The sequence below is a fragment of the Arthrobacter sp. genome (assembly GCF_031988865.1).
GTDB lineage: Bacteria > Actinomycetota > Actinomycetes > Actinomycetales > Micrococcaceae > Arthrobacter_B.
This window is the reverse complement of record NZ_DALZXY010000033.1, coordinates 1-22,607: the sequence shown is the minus strand read 5'-3', so window position 1 is coordinate 22,607 and position 22,607 is coordinate 1. Positions and strand designations below refer to the sequence as shown.

Genomic DNA, 22,607 nt, shown 5'->3' with positions numbered 1-22,607 from the left:
GCACCGTCCCGGAGGAACGGTGCCCGCTGGATGGAGTCAGCGCTTAGCGGCGGCCGTAGTTCGGTGCCTCGGCGGTCATCATGATGTCGTGCGGATGGGATTCCTTCAGCCCTGCCGGGGTGATGCGGACAAAGCGCCCCTTGGCCTTGAGCTCGGCAATGGTCCTTGCACCGGTGTAGAACATGGTCTGCCGCAGGCCGCCCACCAGCTGGTGCGCGACGGCGGAGAGCGGGCCGCGGTAGGGCACCTGGCCTTCGATGCCTTCGGGGATCAGCTTCTCGTCGCTGGGGACGTCGGCCTGGAAGTAGCGGTCCTTGGAGTACGAGGTGTTCTTGCCGCGGGTCTGCATGGCGCCCAGCGAGCCCATGCCGCGGTAGGTCTTGAACTGTTTGCCGTTGACGAAGACGAGGTCGCCCGGGCTTTCAGCGGAGCCGGCCAGCAGGCTGCCGAGCATCACGGTGTCAGCGCCGGCAACGATGGCCTTGCCGATGTCACCGGAGTACTGGAGGCCGCCGTCGGCGATCACGGGAACGCCCGCGGGGATAGCTGCCTTGGCGGATTCGTAAATCGCGGTAACCTGCGGGACACCAACGCCGGCGACGACGCGGGTGGTGCAGATGGAACCGGGGCCAACGCCTACCTTGATGGCATCGGCACCAGCGTCGATCAGTGCCTGGGCGCCCTCGCGGGTGGCTGCCTGGCCGCCGATGACATCGACGTGGGCGGCGGCCGGGTCCTTTTTGAGCCGGGAGATCATTTCCAGGACGCCTGAGCTGTGCCCGTTGGCAGTGTCCACGACCAGGAGGTCAACGCCGGCCTCGACCAGGGCCATGGCCCGCTCGTAGCCGTCGCCGAAGAACCCGACCGCGGCACCGACGCGGAGCCGGCCTTCCTCGTCCTTGGTGGCCAGCGGGTACTGCTCTGCCTTGTCGAAGTCCTTGACCGTGATCAGGCCCTGCAGGCGCCCGGCCTCGTCCACCAGGGGCAGCTTTTCGATCCGGTGCTTGCCGAGGAGCTCGACGGTTTCCTCGGGGGTGATGCCCACCCGGCCGGTGATCAGCGGCATGCGGGTCATAACTTCCCCAACCTTGCGGTGGGGGTACTCGGAGCGCGGAATGAACCGGGTGTCGCGGTTGGTCACGATGCCGAGGAGCTTGTTGTCCTGGTCCACGACCGGCAGGCCGGAGACGCGGAAATGGGCGCACAGGTCATCGAGTTCCGCCAGCGTTGCCTCCGGGTCGATGGTGACCGGGTTGGTGATCATGCCGGATTCGCTGCGCTTGACGCGGTCCACGTGCTCGGCCTGGTCGGCAATGGAAAGGTTGCGGTGGATCACGCCGAGGCCGCCGTGGCGGGCCATGGCGATGGCCATCCGGGATTCGGTCACGGTGTCCATGGCGGCGGACAGCAGCGGGGTCTGCACAGTGATCCGCTTGGTCAGGCGGGAGCTGGTGTCCGCCTCGGACGGAATGACGTCCGTGGGGCCGGGCAGCAGGAGGACGTCGTCGTAGGTCAGGCCGATAAAGCCGAACGGATCGTGTTCTGGGGACTGCTGGCTCAAGTGCGCGCCTCTTTCGGGACCGGGAGTTATGGGGGTAGGCCGGGCATCGCGGCCGGATTCTTCTAGTTCGTCTAATCGTAGAACGAAATCGGCGGCCCTCACTATTCCATCCGCTATCAGGGCCGACGCCGGGCGGTCTAGGTGGTCCCGGCGGTGGTGATGCCTTCCCAGCCGGTCGCCTCCAGTATCCGCTCGGCAAGCACGTGGGAGGTGGTTTCCATGTAGGTGCGGTTCAGGTGGTCGTGGTCCTTGTAGACGATGACGTTGCCGATGATTCCGGGGCAGGCGTCCTCAAAACAGAACTGGTCGCTCATATCCAGCGTCCTCACCCCGGGAATGCGTTCCTCCAGTCCGGCCAGCGGAGATACCTCGGCCAGCAGCTGGCTGCGCGGTACGTGGCAGGCTTCGGTCGACAGTTCGTTGGCCTCCAGGCACTTGAACATATCGAATTCGAACCGTGGGTTGTCCCGCATGGCCAGCACGGAGATGCCCGCTTCCGCGAAGCCGCGCACGCCGTCGTCGTAGCCGCCGGCCAGAACTTCATCGGGCCGGGACTCCTTGGTGACCGAAGCCACGGTAAAGACGGCGTCGGGCAGGCGTTCCATCACATATTCCCCGGCAGCCTGGTTGAAGGTGTTGCAGTCCTCCGAACGTTCTGGATCTTCGGCCCCGTAGCGGCAGCCCATCTTCAGGATGGTGATCACGTGCCAGTCGTTGGCCAGGGCAATCGGCCGCAGGGCTGCGGACCATTGCATGGCGTGCGAGTCCCCGAGGACCACAATGGTTTTCGCGGCCCCCTCGGAGGGGCCGATCTGCTTGCAGGAATCAGCGATGACCGAGTCCGGTGCAGGTGCGAATTCCTCGCCGCAGGCCTCGTCAAGCTGGGCCCATTCCTGGTCCATGTCCGACGGCGACGGTTTCACCAGCGCGCTTGTGGATGCAGCAAATTCGAACGCCGGATCCAGGGCCAGGGCACCGGGATTGTCCGCGATGCCCTGCTGCCGGACAGCTTCGGCGTCGGCCTGGACCTTGGCCTGCCATCCCGCCAGCGGGGCTGCGACCACGGCGAAGGAGGCAGCCAGGACCACGGCGGAGCGCCAGGACGCGGCCTGGGGCCAGGACCAGCCCCGCAGCGGACCTTCCACCAGCTTGGTGGTCAGCACCGCCAACAGCAGGGAAACCAGGATGACGGCTGCGCCGTCGATCAGTCCGGCGTTCTGCTGCCCCGACGCGACCAGCCAGAACACGAGGACCGGCCAGTGCCAAAGGTAGAGGGCGTAGGAGTTATCCCCCAGCTTCACCAGCGGCTTCGCCTTCAGCCAGCGGTCCGCGCCGCCGCGGCTGCCGGTGTCCCCCGCGACGATGATCATGGCAGCTGCGAGGGTGGGCCACAGGGCGAGGTACCCGGGGAACTGCTGCTGGACCTGCAGGATGATGCCGCAGCTGAGCATGGCAGCCACGCCGGCCCAGCCCAGGACGATCCGCGCACGGCGGCCCAGGTGCAGATAGGGCAGTGCCAGCGCCAGCAATGATCCCAGCGCGAATTCCCAGAGCCGGGTGCGCGTATCAAAGTAGGCGTAGGCCTGGTTGGCGCTGGTTTCCCAAATGGAAAACGCCAGGGATGCGGCGAAGACGGCACCAAAGACGCCGGCCAGCACTGACCGGTAGCTGCGCCCCAGGATCTTGGCCAGTGGAAGGACCGCGGCGAAGATCAGCGGCCAGAGAATAAAGACCTGCCCTTGGACGGACAGGGACCAGAAGTGCTGGAGGGGACTCGCCGCACTGTGGTCGGCAGCCAGGTAATCCACGGCATTGTTGGCCAGGGTCCAGTTCTGGACGTAGAACAGGGATGACCAGGCTTGGCCGATCAGCCCCTGCCATTCACTGGATGGGAGCAGCACGGCGGCGGCCGCCAGCGCGGCGAGCAGGACAACAACGACGGCGGGCAGCAGGCGCTTGAACAGGTGCAGCCAGTAGCGGCCCAGGGCCAGAGCGCGGCCTGCTTCAGCCTTCCGAACGAAGGACCCCGTGAGCAGGAAGGCCGAAATGAGCAGGAAAATGTCCACTCCCCCGGACACCCGTCCGAGCCATACGTGGTAGACCACCACCAGCACCACAGCAAGGGCACGCAGGCCCTGGACTTCGGGGCGGTAACGCCGTTCGCTGCCCGCATTGCGGGGCGGCGTGGCGGAGCCGGAAGGAGCTGCAGCGGGGCAAGAGGAGCGGGAAGCGGCAGCATGCTGCTGCGGTGCTGACACTTACGGGAGTCCTTTCGAGGGGCAAATACCGCAAGAGTTTACCTGCCGGTCGAGCCGGAGCCGGAATCCGGCTGTGCCCCGGCCGCGGGGTCCAGGTCACAAAAAGGCCCGGTCCAGCGCAGGATTAGTGCGCTGGGCCGGGCCCAATTTGTCAGCTGTGATTAGTGCTGGTGACCGTGGTCATCAGCGTCATCCGCCGGCTTCTCAACAACCAGGGCCTCAGTAGTGAGGACCAGGGCGGCGATCGAAGCAGCGTTGCGCAGGGCTGACCGGGTGACCTTGACCGGGTCGATGACGCCGGCTTCGATCAGGTTGCCGTACTCACCGGTGGCAGCGTTGAAGCCGTTGTTGACTTCGAGCTCGCTGACCTTGGAGACAACAACCATGCCTTCAGCACCGGCGTTCTCCGCGATCCAGCGCAGCGGCTGGGCCAGCGCGCGGCGGACCAGGCCGATGGCCGTCGCTGCGTCGCCTTCGAGCTTGGCGACGTCGGCGTTGGTGTCCAGGGCGCGGGCAGCGTGGACCAGTGCGGAACCGCCGCCGGCCACAATGCCCTCTTCCAGGGCTGCGCGGGTCGAGGACACGGCGTCTTCGATCCGGTGCTTCTTTTCCTTCAGCTCAACCTCGGTTGCGGCACCGACCTTGATGACACCGATGCCGCCGGAGAGCTTGGCCAGGCGTTCCTGGAGCTTCTCGCGGTCCCAGTCCGAATCCGTGCGTTCAATTTCCGCACGGATCTGGGCAACGCGGTCTGCGACGTCAGCTTCGGAACCGGAGCCGTCAACGATGGTCGTGTGGTCCTTGGTGACCGTGATGCGACGGGCGGAGCCCAGCACCTCAAGGCCAACCTGGTCCAGCTTCAGGCCGAGGTCCGGGGACACAACCTGAGCACCGGTGAGGGTCGCGATGTCCTGCATCATGGCCTTGCGGCGGTCGCCGAAGCCCGGAGCCTTGACGGCAACGACGTTCAGGGTGCCGCGGATCTTGTTGACCACCAGGGTGGACAGCGCCTCGCCGTCGATGTCTTCGGCGATGATGAACAGCGGCTTGGAGGCCTGCAGCGCCTTTTCGAGCAACGGGAGGAACTCAGCGACCGAGGAGATCTTGCCGGAGTTGATGAGGATCAGCGCGTCTTCAAGGACGGCTTCCTGGCGCTCCGCGTCGGTCACGAAGTACGGCGAGAGGTAGCCCTTGTCGAACTGCATGCCTTCGGTGATGACCAGTTCGGTGGACGTCGAGGACGATTCCTCGATGGTGATGACGCCGTCCTTGCCGACCGTGTCGAAGGCTTCGGCCAGGAGCTGGCCGATCTCTTCGCTCTGCGCGGAGATAGCGGCAACGTGGGCGACCTGGTTGCCTTCTACTTCCTTGGCATTTTCCAGCAGGCGGGCGGCAACGGCCTCGACGGCGGTCTCGATGCCGTGCTTGAGGGCGCCGGGAGCCGCGCCGGCGGCAACGTTGCGCAGGCCTTCCTTGACGAGGGCCTGGGCCAGGACGGTGGCGGTGGTGGTGCCGTCACCGGCGACGTCGTTGGTCCGGGTGGCGACCTCCTTGGCCAGCTGCGCGCCAAGGTTCTCATACGGATCGTCGAGTTCGACCTCGCGGGCGATCGTCACGCCGTCGTTGGTGATGGTGGGTGCGCCCCAGGTCTTGGCGAGCACAACGTTGCGGCCGCGCGGGCCGAGGGTGACCTTGACGGTGTTGGCGAGCTTGTCGACACCCGCTTCCAGTGAACGACGGGCGGAGTCGTTGAACTCCAACTGCTTTGCCATGTGTGTGTCCTTTCCGACAACTACATCTGCATCTACAAAAGAAGACCCCGGCCGAATCTGGCCGGGGTCTTCGAAGAATTACTTGACGACGATGGCCAGCACGTCGCGTGCTGAGAGCACCAGGTATTCCTGGCCGCCCTGCTTGACCTCGGTTCCGCCGTACTTGGAGTAGATGACGACGTCGCCTTCAGCGACATCGATCGGCACACGGTTGCCGTTGTCGTCAACGCGGCCGGGGCCTACTGCTACGACTTCGCCTTCCTGCGGCTTTTCCTTTGCGGTGTCCGGGATGACCAGGCCGGAAGCCGTGGTCTGCTCAGCTTCGAGCGGGCGAACAACGATGCGATCCTCAAGGGGCTTAATAGAGACCGACACTCGGCTCTCCTTTGCTTAGTTACTAACGGGTTTGTGGACCGTCGGTAGGCGCTTGCCGTCGTCGCGGGTGCCGGTGGGCGCTTCCCTCAGGAATTAGCACCCTCACGTGTCGAGTGCTAGCTCCGACCTTATGCAACGGTTAGCACTCGGTCAAGGTGAGTGCCAACAATCTTCGAACGAAGAATTTCCCGCCGCGAAGGCAGGATGGCATTCCACCCCGAGGCTTCGTGACTCATGGGGTCCTTGCAAGTTGCTTAGCCTTGCCTAACAAGATAGTTTTCAAGGGCGCGCAGAAATTAGCCAACAATTTTGTGCCCTAATGGCGGAGGCATCCGGCAGGCGGCGCACCCTTTGAAAAAACTGGAGCACCCACTCGTGAAGACGACCCTGAAGTCCCGGCTGCTTGCCGGAACCGCCCTCGTGTCCCTGCTGGCCGTCAGCGCGTGCGGCCAGGACACCGAAGCTGCCGCCGATCCCGCAGCCACCGAACCCGCCACCGTCACCGTGGAGCACACCCAGGGCACCACTGAGGTTCCGGTCAACCCGGAGACCGTCTACACGTTCGATCTGGGCGCGCTCGACACCCTGGACGCGCTGGGCATCGAAGTTGACGGCGTTCCAGCGGCGAACTTCCCGGAAAGCCTGTCCAAGTACGGCTCGGACGACTACGCCAAGATCGGCAGCATGAAGGAGCCCGACTTCGAGGCCATCAGCGCCGGCGCCCCGGACCTGATCATCATGTCCGGCCGCACCTCGGATTCCTACGAGGAATTCTCCAAGATTGCTCCGACCATCAACCTCAGCACCGACGCTGCGGATCCTTGGAACTCCTTCATCACCAACACGGAGATCATCGGCGAGATCTTCGACAAGAGCGATGCCGTCGAGGAACAGCTTGCCGCCCTCGAGACCAAGGTCGAAGAGACCAAGGCAACCGCTGCGGACGCCGGTAACGGCCTGATCATCATGACCAGCGGCGGGGAAATGACCGCCTACGGTGCCGGGTCCCGTTTTGGCCTGATCCATGACGTCCTCGGCGTTCCCACGGCGGCGGATATCAAGTCCGAAGCCCAGCACGGCGAATCCGTCTCCTTCGAGTACGTTTCCGAGGTTAACCCGGACCACCTGTTCGTGATTGACCGCGACGTAGCTGTCGGCAATGCAGGCGAAGTTTCCTCCGCCGTCCTGGACAACGAACTGGTCCAGGGCACCAAGGCCGCCAAGAACGGGAACATCACCATGCTCGACTCCTCCAGCTGGTATCTGGTGGGCTACGGCCTGAACAACGTTGACGCCATGGTCACCGCTGTCCAGGACGGTATTGCCTAACCCCGTCCCTCACACCTGCTAGATCCTCTCCGGCCGGCTTTCCCCTGCGGAACACCGGCCGGAGAGGGAGACGGAACGCCCCATGAGCCTGCTCACCTCCTCCCCAGCTCCGGCACCCGCCGGAGCTGCTGCCGTATCCGGACCCCGGCGGTTCCGGAGTCCCGCAGCGATGCTGATTATGGGTGGGGCCGGCGTCCTGCTGCTCGCCGTCGTCAGCATGTTCGTTGGCGTTAGCGACGTTTCGCTCGCGTCACTCCTGGCCGGCGACGAACATGCCTGGAACATCTTCTGGGTCTCCCGCGTGCCCCGGACGCTGAGCATCATCCTGTCCGGCATGGCGCTCAGCGTGGCCGGGCTCATTATGCAGCTGATGGCCCGCAACAAGTTCGTTGAACCATCCACCGTCGGCACCGTGGAGTCAGCCTCACTGGGCATCCTCGTGGTGACGGTGCTCCTGCCCGGTGCCTCGCTTTTCCTCAAGATGTCCACCGCCACTGTGTTCGCCGTCGCCGGCACCGCCCTGTTCCTGCTGGTGCTGCGGCGCATCCCGCTGCGCAATACGCTGATTGTTCCGCTGGTCGGGATTATGCTCGGCGGCGTCATCGCCGCCGTCACCACCTTCTTCGCCTACCGCTTCGACCTGCTGCAGACACTGAACAGCTGGATGACCGGGGACTTCTCCGGCGTCCTGCGCGGACGCTACGAACTGCTCTGGATCGTCGGGGCACTGACGGTCATTGGCTACCTCGCGGCCGACCGCTTCACCGTCGCCGGCATGGGCCAGGAATTCACCACCAACCTCGGGCTGAACTACAACCGCGTGATGACGCTCGGGCTGATCATCGTGTCCCTCATCAGCGCCGTTGTGGTTGTCAGCGTCGGCTCGGTGCCGTTCCTCGGCCTGATCGTGCCGAACCTGGTCTCGCTCCTCGTGGGAGACAACGTTCGCAAAGCGATTCCCTGGGTTGGGATCTTCGGCGCAGGCTTCGTGCTGATCTGCGACATCATCGGCCGGACCATCCGGTACCCGTATGAGATCCCGGTCGGCGTGATCGTGTCCGCCGTCGGCAGCGTCCTGTTCCTGTACCTGCTCCTGAGAAAGCGCTCCTCCCGTGCCTAGCAGTCCCGTCAGTGCCCTGCCCTCCGCGCTCACCGCGCAGCGCCGCCGGCCGGTGCGGAACCTCTCCCCCAGATTCTGGATCATCCTGCTATCCGTGGTGGCGGCGGCCCTCGTCGCGGTCTTTATGACCATCGAGCTGCGCGGAAACATCGGCTACGTCCTGCCCCGCCGCGCCATCAAGGTGGGCTCGATGATCCTGGTGGCCTACGCCGTCGGCGTCTCCACCGTGCTCTTCCAGACTGTCACCGCGAACCGGATCCTCACGCCGTCGATCATGGGCTTTGATGCCCTGTATGTGCTGATCCAGACCGTCCTGGTGTTCACCCTCGGTGGCGGGGTGGTCCTCTCCATGGCTGCGCCGCTGCGCTATGGCATGGAGGTGGCCCTAATGGTGGGCTTCTCCTTCCTGCTCTACCGGTGGCTGTTCACCGGCGGCGGGAAATCCCTGCACCTGATGCTGCTGGTCGGGATTGTGCTGGGCACCATGTTCCGCGGCTTCTCCTCGCTCCTGCAGCGGCTGATCGAGCCCAGCGAATTCATCATCCTGCAGGACCTGTTCTTCGCCAGCTTCAATAATGTGGACGGAGCGCTGCTCGGCTACTCGCTGATCGCCGTCGCCCTGGTGAGCGTTCCCGCCTGGCGGATGCGGCACCAGCTCGACGTTATGTCCCTGGGCCGTGAAACCTCGATCAACCTCGGAGTGAACCACAAGCGGTCCGTGACCCTGGTGCTGGTCATCTGCTCCGTGCTCGTCGCAGTGTCCACGGCGCTGGTGGGGCCGGTCACCTTCTTCGGGCTGCTGGTGGCCTCCCTGGCCTACCAGCTCTGTTCACACTTCAAGCACGCGGCCGTGGTTCCCATCGCGGTGCTGATCGGCATCATCGCCCTGGTGGGCGGCCAGCTGGTCCTCGAACGCATTTTCGCGTTCGACACGGCCCTGAGCATCGTCATTGAATTCGTCGGCGGGATCGTCTTTTTGATCCTGCTCCTGAAAGGCTCCGTCAAATGATCCAGGTCACCGGCGTAACGAAAAAATACGCGCACACTGCCGTGGTGGATGGGGTGAGCTGCTCCATCAAGGAAGGCGGCATCACCTCGATCATCGGCCCCAACGGTGCGGGCAAGTCCACGCTGCTGTCCATCATCAGCCGGTTGCTGCCAGCCGACGCCGGCACGGTAAGCGTGGACGGCCTCGATGTAGTCAGTACCCCCGGTAAGGACCTGGCCCGGAAGATGGCGATCCTGCGCCAGGACAACCACCTCACCGTCCGGCTCACGGTCCGCGACCTCGTGGGCTTCGGCCGCTACCCGCACAACGGCGGGCGCCCGACGGCGGTGTGCCGGGAGAAGATCGAACAGGCCATGACGTTCCTGGACCTCACGGCGCTGGCGGACCGGTTCGTTGACGAGCTCTCCGGCGGGCAGCGCCAGCGCGCGTTCATCGCCATGGTGCTGGCCCAGGACACCGACTACCTGCTGCTGGATGAGCCGCTGAACAACCTGGACATGAAGCACTCAGTGGAGATGATGCGGCTGCTGCGCCGGCTGACCGATGAGCTGGGCAAGACCGTGGTGCTGGTCATCCACGACATCAACTTCGCGTCCTGCTACTCGGACGACATCATTGCCATGGCCGACGGCAAGCTCCTGCATCAGGGACCGCCGTCGATGATCATGCAGCCCGAGGTGCTGAAGGACATTTACGAGATCGACATCCGCATCGAGGAGATCGAGGGCAACCGGATCGGCGTCTACTTCGCCTAGCGGCTGGGGTTCTCAACCCACTTCCTGCCCCTGTGCGCTCCCCCGCCGCTGGCGGGCGGTTCGTCGAATCCCGGCACTTCAGGCAGCAGGAGGAGGATTCCCTCGACGGATGCATGGATGAACCGGACCAGGATGTCCCAAACGGCGGCCGAGGAGATCGGCTCCAGCAGAACGCGGCCGCCATCAACCGGGCCCAGCCGGTACTGGCCGGCTGCCCCTGCGTTCAGGAATCCGAACCACCCTCCCGTGCCTTCCTCGATAATCTGCCATTCCGTCCACGGCTGTTCCCACATTCGCGTGGCAGCTTCCTCCAGCCCTTCCGGAGCCAATACCTGTGCGGAAGCCATCCTGGCATCGTAGTGCTCCATGGAGAGGACCACCGGCTCGTGCGCAATGCTCCATGCCGGTGAAAACCCCAGCCAGTCGGCGATAGCCTTGGGGACTGCATTTGCCTGAAGCAGCTGGACCGCCAGATCGTCCGGGCGCGGAACCGGTGTGGGCGCACCAGAGAAGCGCGAGGGTTCCGCCGTCACCTTTCCATAGCCTCCCCCGATCCAGGCCTGCAGAACGCCCCCTCCGTCTGCGTCGGCTGCCTGCACCCTGAAAGATGAGTTGAGAGTACGGATCGGCGCCAGGAACTCCCTGCCGGCCGCGGTGAGGGCACCGTCTGCGGCCAGCAGGCCGGCGTCCCGCAGTGCCGCGAACTCCGTACCCCTGCGCTGGAACATTCCCAGCTTGTTCCTGCCCGCAAGTGTGTCCATCAGTTCCAGGGAGGGGATGGAGAGCCTGCACGCACTTTCCTGGTAGGGCTGGGCAGCTGCCAGGGCACCCAGGTCCTCGCGGTCCTCACCTGCCAGACGCGATGCTGCCTCATCCAGCCGCGCCTCGGATGGGGCAATGGCATCAATCAGGTGGCGCTGGCCCTGCCCCGGTTCCGCGTCCGGGCTTACATCGACTATTCGGATGTCACGAATCATCTGCTCGAACAGCAGCTTCATCCCTGCGTGCTGCTCCACTGTGTAGCTTGCAGTTGCCTCGAGCACACGGCCGCCGGCGATCCACAGCCAGCGGTCCACGCAGACCGGATGCTGCTCCACCTGATGAACAAAGCGCTGCCGCCGGCCGGCTACCGTGCCCTCGGGTCCGTTCATCGGCCATGTCTCGTGTGCGATGATGCGGACCTGCTGCGCTGTCTGCATGGTCGCTGCCAGGGCAGCGGATGCGTACCTGGCAAGGGAGATTCCGTTTGCGGGTGCCCAGCGCAGAACCATGTTGGGGCGGAAGACGCCTTCTGGCACAGGCGGGTGCGCCACGGCGACCAAGTTCCCGTTGTTCTGCTCCACTTCCCAGCCCCCAGGCCGGGGCATCCAAACGCCGGACATCTGTACGTAGCTGAACCCGTCGGTGGCGGTGGTCATGGGTTATTTGTCCCCACTGAAGAAACGTTTGCTGTACAGGTCTTCTCCGCGTGCCTCCAGCTTGTCTCCCTCTTTCATCCACCGCGGTTGGAGGATCTTTGGCATCCAGAAGCATCCCAAGAGTCCGATGGCGAGGCATCCGAGGGTGAGCATGGCGTAGGGAATGATCAGGGCGTCCATGCCGGTTTGGCGTACAAATTCCGCCGGTGCCATCAAGATGAGCCACGCCCCAAGATAGGTGCAGGCCAACGACGGTTTCCCCGGCACAAAGTTATCCAGGACCAGTAGGCCGACAAACTTCTTTGTGTAGAGGAGAACGCCGCCGGTAAAGAGGACGAGCCCCCAAGTAAGCAGGATCGCGAAGAGTGCCCAGTAGTTAGTTCCAGATTCCATGCCGTGCCTTGTCTTGTGTTGCCTTGTGTTGTGATTTGATCACCGGCCGAAGAGCTTTCCCCATCCCTGGGCGACATCGTCTACGAAGTTCATGACACCGTCAGCGGCAGCGTCTTTGAGGGTACGCCCGTCCAGGAAATCGAATTCCACTGAAGTAGCCACGGAAATACCGATGCCGATGCCGGCTCCAACCAGGGTGCCAACCGGGCCGCCGATTGCGGTACCAATTAGTGCACCGGTGCCGGCGGCCGCTATATCAATGCCAACCTTGGTGCCGCCCTTCACTCCGCCCTCGACGTTTGCCCGCTCTTCCAGGCTGTCCCGGCTCATCCCGGGATTAGCCTTGAGAAGTTCGTTGTAGGCATCTTCCCGCTCGTCGGCAATGGTGAAGCCTGATGTGACGAGAGTGAATGCACCTCCGCCGATTTAGCCGGCAACAGCAGATCCGCCGTGGCTGCCGGGTAAGGCGGGGAAACCGGATCCGCCATGCATTGCGCTTCCTGATCCTGGGCAGCGCGCCTGTCGGCAGCTTCCACCCGCGCCATGAGCTGATGCCGTCTGACTTCCAGCGCACGAATTCCGGAAGCAAAGGCCATCAGGGCATCGCTGGCCACTTTGGCTGACTCCGCCAACATCTGGGCGTTAGGCATCACGCTACTGAAAACTGCCAGAATCTCTGCGGCTCCGTCGCCGGAATAGTGCCCGCCCAGTTGCTGCCAGGTGTCCCTGGCCGACTCGACGGTTTGGAGATACCCATCCCCGCTCTTGCTAATGGCCGGCGCAGCGCTCTCGACGACATCCGGAGAACACCACCCAAAGAGCCCGGACGTGTCAATGGACACTAGTGGGTCCCTTTCAGCTCAGGTTCCCGGAGGATGTTGGCTGGATCTCGGCGAGGCTGGCCCTCGCAGCGTCGGCCATCTCCTGGTCGGCACCCGCAATGATCGACACCGCTTCACGGACACCGTTAACTGCGTTGAGAATACGGATTTCCGCTGCATCGATCTGCTGAGCCATAGTGTCTTGCCAGAGCTCTGCCAGCGCCCGGCCAACAATTCCCGAGCCACCCATACAGGCGAATTCCGCTTCTTCCACGCCGTCGCGCAGGCTAGCCACGGCCTCGGGCCTGGCCGGATCATCCTCAATCTGCGCGATGACGTTTGCGCAGCCCTCTGGATTGACGTCGTAGCCGTTCAATGACATGCGCTTCTGATTCCCCCAAAAACTATCCTGGCGCCAAAGACGGGGCCCGGCAGTGTCTTCATCAAGGCTAGCCGTCACTAAGCGCGGCCGCGATGGGTAGAACTCCCCATCATCCGGCGTCAGCGGCCAGATATCGGAGCTCTGTGCTCAGAAGTGCCTGAGGCTAAGCTGCTTTGGCGGCGCTGAGCCTGTGGACGGCTTCCTCGAGGACGGCAGGAGCACAGCCAAAGTTCAGCCTCACGTGTCCGTCACCCTGCGCGCCAAATTTGAACCCCGATTCCAGGGCCACGCGGGCCTTGTCCAGTGCAACCGCGGCCGGATCCTCACCCCAGCCCAGGGAGCGCAGATCCAGCCAGGCCAAATACCCGGCGTCGGGCATCCGGTACTGCACGCCCGGCAGCTCGGCAGCCAGCAGCTCGCCCAGGAGGCGGCGGTTTCCATCCAGCGTTTGCAGGACGCCGTCCAGCCACTCCTCGCCCTCAGCGAAAGCAGCGGCCGTGCCGTGCAGGCCGAGGATGCTGGTGCGGAAGCCGGTTCCGGACGGCATGCCATCCAGGAGCAGCTGCATGGCGGGATCCCCCGCAACCACCACGGCACACTTGGCGCCGGCGATGTTCCACCCCTTGCTTGCCGCAGTCACGCAGACCCCATGGGCACGGGCCTCCTCCGAGACAGCCAGGAACGGCGTGAAGTCAGCAGCCGAGTAGACCAGCGGCGAGTGGATCTCGTCGCTGATCACGGTCACACCGTAGCGGTGCGCCAGCCGGGCAACCTCGGCAAGCGTCTCGCGGGTGTGGACCAAGCCCAGCGGATTGTGCGGGTTGCACAGCAGCAGGGCCTCGGCGCCGCCGGCGAAGGCCGCCTCAAGTCCGGCCAGGTCCAGGGACCACCTGGTGCCGTCGTCCAGCAGCGGCACTTCCTTAACTATCCCGCCGGCCTCGACGGGCAGCTGGAAGAACGGTGCGTAGACCGGCGGTGTGATCACTACCTGGGCGCCGGGAGAAATGGCCTGCCGCAGGGCTTCAACGATCGCGACGCTGACATCCGTAGTGGTCCTCAGGCGCGCGGGGTCGACGTCCCAGCCCCAGCGACGCTGCGCGAACCCGGCAAACGCGGGCGCCAGCGACCCCGGCCCCGCAACGTACCCGACGTCGGACGCTTCTATCCGCTCGATCATCGCCCGCGCGACCGCTGGTGCGAGCGGATAGTCCATTTCCGCCACGAACAGCGGCAGGACATCCTGCGGATGAGTGCACCATTTGACGCTGGTTCGTCGGCGGAGTACGTCCAGGGAATCTACGGCCATCTCAGTCATATCCTCCAATTTACAAGGAAGCGGCGCGGCTGCCTGACCCCGGCGCCAGGCCAACACCGGCGTGGGGCCGGATACCGGGCCCTACGCAACCGCACCAACCCGGGAGAACGGCCTATCCCGGCGGAAGAACTAGGCTTGTAGGCATGCCCGACACTTCCCTTGCCCACGTCCTGACCCCCGAGGGCTGGGCCCTGCTGAACTCGCTTGGCCCCTATCTGGAGTCCGAGTCGCTGAAGCTGAACACCGAACTGCGCAAGGCCGGGCACTCCCCCGAACTCGTTGCCGCCGTCCTGACCCAGGCGAAGCTGCGGATGAAGGCCCGGGCGAAGTTCGGCCCGTTCGCCGAGCACATGCTGTTCACCCCGGCCGGTCTGGAGCAGGCGACCCGGCTGAACGTCGCCGCCCTGCATGCCCAGCGTTACCAGGAAGCCGGGCTGGCGAAGGTGGCCGATCTCGGCTGCGGCATCGGCGCGGACTCCCTGGCCCTCGCCACGCTGGACCGAGAGGTCACCGCCGTCGAACTCGACGAAATTACCGCCGCGGTCGCGACCATCAACCTCATGCCTTGGCCCGAAGCGCGCGTGGTGCAGGGAGATGCCGAGAGTTTTGACCTGACCGGGTTCGACGGTGTCTGGCTGGATCCCGCGCGGCGGACGACGTCGACGTCCGGCACCTCCCGGATTTTCGACCCGGAGGCCTTTTCTCCGCCGCTGTCCTTCGTGGAGTCCTTGGCCGACGGCGGGATGCCGGTGGGGGTCAAGCTTGGCCCGGGCATTCCGCACGATTCCATTCCCGCGGACTGCGAGGTGCAGTGGGTCTCGGTCGGCGGCGACGTCACCGAGGCCACGCTCTGGTTCAATGCGCTGCGCCGGCCGGGCATCCGGCGGGCTGCCCTGGTGATTGGGCCGGCCGGGGCCGCGGAGCTGACGTCGCATGAGGACTACGTTCCCGGCGCCCAGGATGTGCGCACCGGCCCGGCGGAGGGGTACCTTTATGAGCCCGACGGCGCTGTGATCCGCGCGGGCCTGGTCGCCGACGTCGCACGCAGCCTGGGTGGGCACCTGCTGGATCCGCAGATCGCTTACATTGCTGGACCGGAGCTGCTTCAGACGCCGTTTGCCCGCGCCTACCGGATCCTGGAAGTGCGTCCTTACAACGTCAAGGCGCTCAAGGCCTGGGTCCGCGCCAACGGCATCGGGGTGCTGGACATCAAGAAGCGCGGCATGTCCGTGACGCCGGAGGAACTGCGCAAGCAGCTGCTCACGGGTTCGGGCAAGGGACCGAACAAAGCCACCCTGGTCCTGACCCGGATCGGCGAGGACCGCGTGGCAATCGTCGTCGAGCCGGTGCCTGCCGTCGAATAGCAGGCGGCGGCTCCTGGAAGCCGCTGCCAGGTGCGCAGATATGGCGGCCTTGAGGCGCGGGAAGCCACCATATCTGCGCACCTGAGGCACGGGAAGTCACCATATCTGCGCACTCGGCGCCAACGCAGTGCAGCCTAGCTCCGGGAGAACTCGCTCGCTGCCCGGACCTGCTCCGGCGTCGGACGGACCCCGGTGTACAGAACGAACTGTTCCTCAGCCTGGATGGCGATGACCTCGGCGCCGGTGATGACGTTCTTCCCCGCCGTCCGGGCCGCCCGGATCAGCGGGGTTTCGGCGGGCAGGGCGACAACGTCGAACACCGTCTCCGCTGCGGCAACGGCCGCGCCGGAAAAGGACTGCACATCTTCGTCGGTGCCCGTCATGCCCAGCGGGGTGACGTTGATCAGCAGGTCCGCCGTCGCCGTTCCGGGCTCCGCCCGCCAGTCGAAGTCGTACAGATCTGCCAGGGCACGGCCAGTGCCCTCATTCCGGGCGACGATGCACACGTCGGAGAAGCCGGCATCCCGCAGTGCGGCAGCCACGGCCTTGGCCATGCCGCCGGAACCGCGCAGCAGTACGGAACTGGCCGGCGGCACCTTGTGGTCAGCCAGCAGCCGGGCGATGGCCAGGTAGTCGGTGTTGTAGGCGGTGAGGACGCCGTCGTCGTTCACGATTGTATTCACCGACTGGATGGCGCTGGCGGAAGCATCCATCCGGTCCACCAGGGCGATGACGTCCTCTTTATAGGGCATGGACACGGCGGCGCCGCGGATCGGCAGGCCGCGCACCCCGGCGATTGCCTGGGCCAGGTCCGCTGGAGCGAAGGCCTTGTACACATAGTTCAGGCCGAGCTGCTCATAAAGGTAGTTGTGGAACCGGGTTCCGATGTTGCTGGGGCGGGCAGCCAGGGAGATGCACAGCGTCATGTCTTTGTTCAGGATCGGCATCCGTCCATTATGGCCCGGTGCCGCCCTGAACGGTCTTCCGCAGGGTAACGGATGCGTGCCGCAGCCGGGCTAGGATTGGAACGGCTCTACGAACGCAAAGGTGCGGACCGGAGACATTATTTCGCGACGCACAGCAGGAGACGTATTGGATATTGAGTTTGCAGCTTCACCGCAGTCGACCTTGGGGGTCGAGTGGGAACTGGCCCTGGTGGACCGGGAGTCCGGAGAGCTGCTCTCAGTAGCCGACGAAGTCCTGCGCGCGGTCAACGCCGCTGACCCGGAGCTCAGCGCAGACGAAGAACACCCGCACATCAAGCAGGAACTGCTGGAAAACACGGTGGAGCTGGTCACCGGGATCTGCACCACCGTAGCCGAGGCCAAGGCAGACCTGGCCCGCTCCATGACAGCCGTCCGCAGGGTGACCGATGAGATGGGCGTTGAGCTGTTCTGCGCCGGCACGCATCCGTTTGCCGTACCGCGCTCCCAGCCGGTGACGGATAAGGAACGCTACGCCAAGCTGATCGACCGGACCCAGTGGTGGGGCCAGCAGATGCTTATCTACGGCGTACACGTTCACGTGGGCCTGGATTCGAAGGACAAAGTCCTGCCGGTCCTCGACGGGCTGGTGAACTACTTCCCGCACTTCCAGGCGCTCTCCGCCTCTTCCCCGTACTGGTCGGGGGACGACACCGGTTACGCCTCGCAGCGGGCCCTGATGTTCCAGCAGCTGCCCACGGCCGGGCTGCCCTTCCAGTTCCGCACCTGGACCGAATACGAATCCTATGTCCAGGACATGTTCACCACCGGAGTGATCGATTCCATCAGCGAAATCCGCTGGGACATCCGACCGGTGCCCGCCCTCGGAACCATCGAGCTGCGGGTCTGCGACGGGCTCTCAACGGCCACGGACATCGGAGCCATCGCTGCCCTGACCCAGTGCCTGGTGGACGAGTTCTCCACGATCCTGGACGACGGCGGCAGCATCCCCACCATGCCGCCGTGGCACGTGCAGGAAAACAAGTGGCGTGCCGCGCGCTACGGACTCGACGCGATCATCATCCTCGACGCCGCGGGCAACGAAAAGCTGGTCACGGACCATCTGCTCGACGACGTCCTGCCGCGGCTGGCTCCGGTCGCCGAAAAGCTCGGCTGCAGCTCGGAACTGGCCGACGTCGCCGGCATCATTGAGCGCGGCGCCGGCTACCAGCGCCAGCGCCGGGTGGCTGAGGCCAACGGCGGCGACCTGCGGGCCGTGGTCCTGGACGGCGTCCGCCAGCTGCGCGGCGAAGACTAGCTTAGAGCTCGACGGCGTTAGCCAGCCTGCCCCGGCACCTGCACTCCCCATGGCCACCGCCGTGATCCCGTTTTCTGGGCGAATTTGTCGGTGGGCGGGCAACTTTGCAGGGCGGGCAGAGCAACCCAATAGCCGCTCCAGGAGTCCTCTTCCGCCGGGCCCGAAAAACAGGTAAATGACCGGTATTCGATGCTGCCGCAAGGGGCGATTTTGGGCCTGGAATGTCAGTGGCGGGTGGCAGTGTGGGGGTATGAACCGCTCTTCGGATACCTCAACTTCTGTCCGGTCTGCTGACCGGGAAGAGTACGGTGTGCCGGTGTTCTGCGCTGATCCTGCCGGGGTGGCGGAAGTATCGGTGGAGGTACTGCCGGAGGGCTTCGATGGGCGGTTGTCACTGCGCGGTGCTGAGAACCTGGGGTATGAGGAGACCGTCTCAGCACTACAGCGGCTGGGGATGCTGGTGTCCTGGGCTCAGGCCCAGCAGGCCAGAGTCGCCGCCCGGTTGGAAGTCCTCTTCGCCAGGGACATCGCCGAGGCCGAGGGGCGGGAAGAACCCGTCCTGGCCCTGAGCCTGGCGGCCGCTGAGGCAGCAGCAGCGCTGAACCTGCCCCACATGACAGCGATGCAGCTGATCAGCGAATCAACCCGCCTGTGCCTGGAAGCACCGCAAACCCTCCTTCGGCTGGCCGAGGGCCGGATCGCTATCCAGCACGCCCGGATCATCCTCGACGAAACTCAAAACCTGCCCACCGAGGTCGCCGGCACGGCCGGGGATAGCGGGCGCGGGGCTGACGGGAGTGCCGCTGGAGGCGGAGCGCGAGGAGCCGGCGAAGCGGACGGGGGTCCCTCCGGTATCGGTTCCGGACAGCTTGACCTGGGGCTGGAAGGCCCGGGGGCGGCGCACAGTCCGGACGGTCCTGACAGCCACGCCGCTGATGGAACCGGGGACGGAGACTCCATGTCCGGCAGGGCCTGTGACGGCACGCCTGATGGAGGAGGGGCCGGGAGGTTGAGCGAACGCGGGGAATTCGAACGGGACCTGCTCAATGCCGCCGAGGGCCGGACCGCAGCAGGCTTTGGCCGCCGAGCCCGCAGGCTGCGGGAATCAAGGTTCCCGGACCTGATCCCGATACGCCACCGTCAGGCCAAGGACAAACGCCGGGTCTCCTTCCAGGCACTGCCGGATGGCATGTCATGTCTGAGCGCGTTCATCGCCGCGGAGAAAGGCCAGGCGCTCTTCGCCGCCCTTACCGGTGCCGCGAAGGCTGGTAAACGAGCCGGAGATCCCCGCACGATGGACCAGCTCCGTGCCGACACCCTCACCGATTTGTTCCTGGACCCCGGACCCAACGTCACCGGACCTGGGGCCGCCCCCACAGGGTGTTCCATGCCTAGGCCGGGGACCGCCGCGACAGATGCCCTTGGTTCAGATCAGCCTGGCGCCAGCATAGGAGAGGAACGCCCGGAGCCCCGGGACGGCCGCCCGGGTGTGGGCCGGTCAGGGAAGGGACCCCGGCGGGCCGAACGGCACCGGGCCCATCCCCGGCCCCGACCCCGATCCCGGGTCCGGACCGAAGTGATGGTCCTGATCAACGCCGACACCCTTGCCGGACTCAACGAGGACCCAGCAGAACTGAATGGCTACGGACCCATCAGCCCGGAGACCGGACGCCGCATGATCCTCGAAGCCCTGCACTGGACTCCGCTCAGCCAAGATCCTGCCACCGGGGAGATCCTCGGGGTTGGACACCGTCGCCGCATCCCCGCCGGGCTCAAGCGCTGGCTCCAGGCCCGGGACGGAACCTGCCGGTTCCCCGGCTGCTCGGTCAACGTTGTCCATGCGGAGATCGATCACACCACCCCGTTCGCCCACCACGGGCCCACCGACCACGCGAATCTGGAACACCTCTGCCCCAAACACCACCGCTTCAAAACCCTCGGCCACTGGAAAGCACGCCAACCCGAACCAGGCACTATCGAATGGCACTCACCCACCGGCCGGACCTACACCACCGACCCCGCCCTCAGCTATATGCCGAGCTACCCGCCGCACTCCCCGACTGCCGCTCCCCCGGACGACGATCCACCACCGTTCTAGGCGCTGCAGGGCAAGGGACGGTGGTCAGCCACACAACACACCACCCGTGAGCGGATAGGAACGTGATGGAAACGGTGCGTAATCGGAGGGCGGGCCGGCTAGTTGCGCCAGCCCCGGCCCAACACCAGTGCCGGCCCGGCGCCTGACTCAGGCAGCCGGCAGGTGGATGCTGGTCACCGGCTGCGAGGGATCGGGCGTGAAATCGATGCCGGAGGGCTCGCCGCCGGCCATCACCACCTGGGCGCCGAGTGCGGCCACCATCGCCCCGTTGTCAGTGCACAGATTGATCGGCGGGACGCGCAGAGTAATCCCGGCCGAGGCGCAGCGTTCAGCGGTGAGTTCCCGCAGCCGGGAGTTGGCTGCCACTCCCCCGCCGAGCAGCAGGTTGGTGATGCCGTGTTCGGTGCAGGCCAGCACGGCCTTGGACGTGATGACATCCACCACGGCTTCCTGGAAGGACGCGGCGATGTCCGCGACCGGCGGTTCCTGCCCGGCGGCCTCGTACTGCTCCACGCAGCGGGCGACGGCGGTCTTCAGCCCGGAGAAGGACCAGTCGTAGCGGTGCGGCCCCGGGGCTTCGGGCGTACCCATGTACTTGGGCTGCGTTAGGCCGCGGGGGAAGCGGATGGCCTTCGGATTTCCGTCCCGCGCCAGCTTGTCGATCGCCGGTCCACCGGGATATCCCAGTCCGAGGATCCGGGCCACCTTGTCATAGGCTTCGCCGGCGGCGTCGTCGATGGTCGATCCCAGGAGCTCGACGTCGGAGGTCAACGCGCCAACCCGCAGGATTTCGGTGTGCCCGCCGGAGACCAGCAGCGCTCCGAGGTTCTCCGGGAGTTCACCGCCGTCGAGCACGCCCACTCCCACATGCGCCACCAGATGGTTGATCGCGTACAGCGGCTTGCCCGTGGCGACTGCCAGGGCCTTCGCGGCGCAGACCCCCACCATTAGGGCCCCGGCCAGCCCGGGCCCGGAGGTCACCGCGATGGCGTCAACGTCGTCGAGCGTTACGCCTGCCTCTTCCAGCGCCTGCCGCAGCGTCGGCACAAAGGCATCCAGGTGGGCGCGGGAAGCGATCTCCGGGATGACCCCGCCAAACCGGACGTGCTCTTCCATGGAGGAAGAAACGGCATTAGTCAGCAGCGTCTGCCCGCGGACAATGCCGACGCCGGTTTCGTCGCAGGATGATTCGATGCCGAGCACCAGGGGTTCGGTGCGGTTCATTTACGCTTCCTTCTGAGTGTGGTCGGTGCGCTGCGGACGGCCCTGCCAGGCTGCCAGCTCCAGCCGCATGATCAGGGCATCGGCGCCGTCGCGGTAATAGCGGGGCCGGACGTGGATCTGCTCAAAACCGAACCAGCGGTAGAGGCGCTGCGCCCGGGGATTATCCGCCCGCACTTCGAGCAGGACGTCGTCGGCGCCGCGGTCCTTGGCCTCGTCAATCAGCATGGCGAGCAGCCGCGAACCGATCCCTGCGCCTTCATGGCCCGCGGCGACGGCGATGGTCTGGACGTCCGCAATGGGCAGCACACACATGAGCCCGGCATAGCCGATCACGGCGTCCAGCGGGTCAACCGCCACGAAGTAGGAGCGGGTGTCCGTCTGCCCGAGCTCGTCGTAGAACATCTGCGTGGGCCACGCGTCTACAGGGAACATGGCCTTTTCCAGCGCGTCCACGCCGGGGATATCGGCCTCGGTCATGGGCCGGATGCTGACGGCAGTACTTCGAATCGGAACGCTCACAGCGCACGCTTCCGGGGGCCTGGGACCTTCGCATCGGATTCCCGCAGATACAGCGGTGAACTGTCCAGCAGCGGCAGGCCGCGAACCAGGCGCACGACGGCGGTGCGGCCCAGCGCTTCGGCCGTGGGCTGCGCGGCGGCGAAGTCCTGCACTCCGTGGAGAATGTCCGGGTAAAGGCCGGCACCCGCGCCGTACGCGGGCAGGTCCGGGACCTCGGCGGGTGAGGTGACGTGCGGTCCGTCGAGCAGCTCGGGGGTTCCGCCGGTGCTGCGGTAATGCGCCCAGTAGACCTCCTTGCGCCGCGCATCCGTCGCGACAACGAACTCGTCCACCCCGGCCCGCCAGGCGTCCAGGGCGGCATCGATCGCGATGGCCTCCAGGCTCATCACCCCGTGCAGCGGTTTGTTCCAGGCGAACGCGAGGGTCCGTGCGGTGGCGATGCCCGAGCGCAGTCCGGTGAACGGGCCGGGGCCAACGCCGACAACCAGGGCGTCGACCTGGGCGCCGGTCACGCCGGCGTCGTGCAGCAGGTTTTGGATGCCAGGGGCCAGGACTTCCGCGTGGGAGCGGGTGTCTTCGGTGGCGAAGGCCGCGAGGGTTTCTCCCTCACCGGTGAGCAGGGCCGCGCTGGCTATGGCGGAGGTGTCGATGGC

Annotated in this window: 21 protein-coding genes; 7 read left to right on the top strand and 14 right to left on the bottom strand. The window is 65.5% G+C overall.

The genetic code is table 11. The features are described 5' to 3' along the window. Positions 1 to 43 precede the first annotated feature (43 nt). The 4 genes from guaB to groES form a co-directional block, all read right to left on the bottom strand. A complete protein-coding gene (gene guaB / locus RTN46_RS08125; RefSeq protein ID WP_312180442.1) occupies positions 44 to 1,561 on the bottom strand; it encodes an IMP dehydrogenase in 1,518 nt (505 codons plus the stop codon). Positions 1,562 to 1,698: 137 nt separating this feature from the next. Then, positions 1,699 to 3,819 carry an acyltransferase family protein gene (locus RTN46_RS08120; protein WP_312180440.1) on the bottom strand — a complete coding sequence of 707 codons (2,121 nt, stop codon included), beginning with the start codon at positions 3,817 to 3,819 and terminating at the stop codon, positions 1,699 to 1,701. Between the two features lie 161 nt (positions 3,820 to 3,980). Then, positions 3,981 to 5,591, bottom strand: coding sequence for a chaperonin GroEL (gene groL / locus RTN46_RS08115; protein WP_312180439.1), 1,611 nt, complete (start codon positions 5,589 to 5,591; stop codon positions 3,981 to 3,983). Between the two features lie 78 nt (positions 5,592 to 5,669). After that, the gene (gene groES, locus RTN46_RS08110) at positions 5,670 to 5,966 is read right to left on the bottom strand and encodes a co-chaperone GroES (RefSeq protein ID WP_055239413.1); all 297 of its coding nucleotides are present in this window, start codon (positions 5,964 to 5,966) and stop codon (positions 5,670 to 5,672) included. Positions 5,967 to 6,341: 375 nt separating this feature from the next. Between groES and RTN46_RS08105 the strand changes: the two genes are divergently transcribed. From RTN46_RS08105 to RTN46_RS08090, 4 genes are all read left to right on the top strand, one after another. Next, on the top strand, positions 6,342 to 7,295 hold the full coding sequence (locus RTN46_RS08105; RefSeq protein ID WP_312180437.1) for a siderophore ABC transporter substrate-binding protein: 954 nt from the start codon (positions 6,342 to 6,344) through the stop codon (positions 7,293 to 7,295). Positions 7,296 to 7,377: 82 nt separating this feature from the next. Next, positions 7,378 to 8,415, top strand: a complete 1,038-nt coding sequence (locus RTN46_RS08100) for an ABC transporter permease (RefSeq protein WP_312180436.1) — start codon at positions 7,378 to 7,380, stop codon at positions 8,413 to 8,415. Beyond that, entirely contained in the window at positions 8,408 to 9,424 is a 1,017-nt protein-coding gene (locus RTN46_RS08095) for an iron chelate uptake ABC transporter family permease subunit (RefSeq protein WP_312180435.1), read from the top strand. The genes RTN46_RS08100 and RTN46_RS08095 overlap by 8 nt, the downstream gene beginning before the upstream one ends. Continuing rightward, positions 9,421 to 10,179: an ATP-binding cassette domain-containing protein gene (locus RTN46_RS08090; protein WP_312180434.1), complete on the top strand. Its 759-nt coding sequence runs from the start codon at positions 9,421 to 9,423 to the stop codon at positions 10,177 to 10,179. The genes RTN46_RS08095 and RTN46_RS08090 overlap by 4 nt, the downstream gene beginning before the upstream one ends. Here the strand turns inward: RTN46_RS08090 and RTN46_RS08085 are convergent. From RTN46_RS08085 to RTN46_RS08060, 6 genes are all read right to left on the bottom strand, one after another. Continuing rightward, positions 10,176 to 11,597: a hypothetical protein gene (locus tag RTN46_RS08085; protein WP_312180432.1), complete on the bottom strand. Its 1,422-nt coding sequence runs from the start codon at positions 11,595 to 11,597 to the stop codon at positions 10,176 to 10,178. The genes RTN46_RS08090 and RTN46_RS08085 overlap by 4 nt on opposite strands. A gap of 3 nt (positions 11,598 to 11,600) precedes the next feature. Then, the gene (locus RTN46_RS08080; protein WP_312180430.1) at positions 11,601 to 11,990 is read right to left on the bottom strand and encodes a hypothetical protein; all 390 of its coding nucleotides are present in this window, start codon (positions 11,988 to 11,990) and stop codon (positions 11,601 to 11,603) included. A 39-nt stretch (positions 11,991 to 12,029) separates the two neighbouring features. Beyond that, positions 12,030 to 12,320, bottom strand: coding sequence for a hypothetical protein (locus RTN46_RS08075; RefSeq protein WP_312180428.1), 291 nt, complete (start codon positions 12,318 to 12,320; stop codon positions 12,030 to 12,032). Beyond that, positions 12,317 to 12,832, bottom strand: coding sequence for a WXG100 family type VII secretion target (locus RTN46_RS08070; protein ID WP_312180426.1), 516 nt, complete (start codon positions 12,830 to 12,832; stop codon positions 12,317 to 12,319). Before RTN46_RS08070 ends, RTN46_RS08075 begins: the two co-directional genes overlap by 4 nt. Positions 12,833 to 12,845: 13 nt before the next feature. Next, entirely contained in the window at positions 12,846 to 13,193 is a 348-nt protein-coding gene (locus RTN46_RS08065; protein ID WP_312180424.1) for a DUF6507 family protein, read from the bottom strand. Between the two features lie 163 nt (positions 13,194 to 13,356). Beyond that, positions 13,357 to 14,508, bottom strand: coding sequence for an aminotransferase class I/II-fold pyridoxal phosphate-dependent enzyme (locus tag RTN46_RS08060; protein ID WP_312180423.1), 1,152 nt, complete (start codon positions 14,506 to 14,508; stop codon positions 13,357 to 13,359). Between the two features lie 143 nt (positions 14,509 to 14,651). On the opposite strand from RTN46_RS08060, the gene RTN46_RS08055 reads away from it, so the two are divergent. After that, positions 14,652 to 15,872, top strand: a complete 1,221-nt coding sequence (locus tag RTN46_RS08055) for a class I SAM-dependent methyltransferase (RefSeq protein ID WP_312180421.1) — start codon at positions 14,652 to 14,654, stop codon at positions 15,870 to 15,872. A 134-nt stretch (positions 15,873 to 16,006) separates the two neighbouring features. Here RTN46_RS08055 and RTN46_RS08050 read toward each other — a convergent pair whose 3' ends face one another. Then, entirely contained in the window at positions 16,007 to 16,819 is an 813-nt protein-coding gene (locus RTN46_RS08050; RefSeq protein ID WP_312180420.1) for a shikimate 5-dehydrogenase, read from the bottom strand. 145 nt (positions 16,820 to 16,964) lie between these two features. Here RTN46_RS08050 and RTN46_RS08045 point away from each other — a divergent pair, with 145 nt between their 5' ends. Together RTN46_RS08045 and RTN46_RS08040 are read left to right on the top strand one after the other, a co-directional pair. Further along, positions 16,965 to 18,113, top strand: a complete 1,149-nt coding sequence (locus RTN46_RS08045) for a glutamate--cysteine ligase (protein WP_312180419.1) — start codon at positions 16,965 to 16,967, stop codon at positions 18,111 to 18,113. A 250-nt stretch (positions 18,114 to 18,363) separates the two neighbouring features. Continuing rightward, the gene (locus RTN46_RS08040; RefSeq protein ID WP_312180417.1) at positions 18,364 to 20,211 is read left to right on the top strand and encodes a DUF222 domain-containing protein; all 1,848 of its coding nucleotides are present in this window, start codon (positions 18,364 to 18,366) and stop codon (positions 20,209 to 20,211) included. Positions 20,212 to 20,358: 147 nt separating this feature from the next. On the opposite strand, the gene tsaD is transcribed toward RTN46_RS08040, so the two are convergent. The 3 genes from tsaD to tsaB form a co-directional block, all read right to left on the bottom strand. Continuing rightward, the gene (gene tsaD, locus RTN46_RS08035) at positions 20,359 to 21,435 is read right to left on the bottom strand and encodes a tRNA (adenosine(37)-N6)-threonylcarbamoyltransferase complex transferase subunit TsaD (RefSeq protein ID WP_312180415.1); all 1,077 of its coding nucleotides are present in this window, start codon (positions 21,433 to 21,435) and stop codon (positions 20,359 to 20,361) included. Then, positions 21,436 to 21,912, bottom strand: a complete 477-nt coding sequence (gene rimI, locus RTN46_RS08030) for a ribosomal protein S18-alanine N-acetyltransferase (RefSeq protein WP_312180413.1) — start codon at positions 21,910 to 21,912, stop codon at positions 21,436 to 21,438. Positions 21,913 to 21,950: 38 nt separating this feature from the next. Further along, the coding region (gene tsaB / locus RTN46_RS08025; RefSeq protein WP_312180411.1) for a tRNA (adenosine(37)-N6)-threonylcarbamoyltransferase complex dimerization subunit type 1 TsaB at positions 21,951 to 22,607 on the bottom strand (657 nt) is incomplete at its 5' end.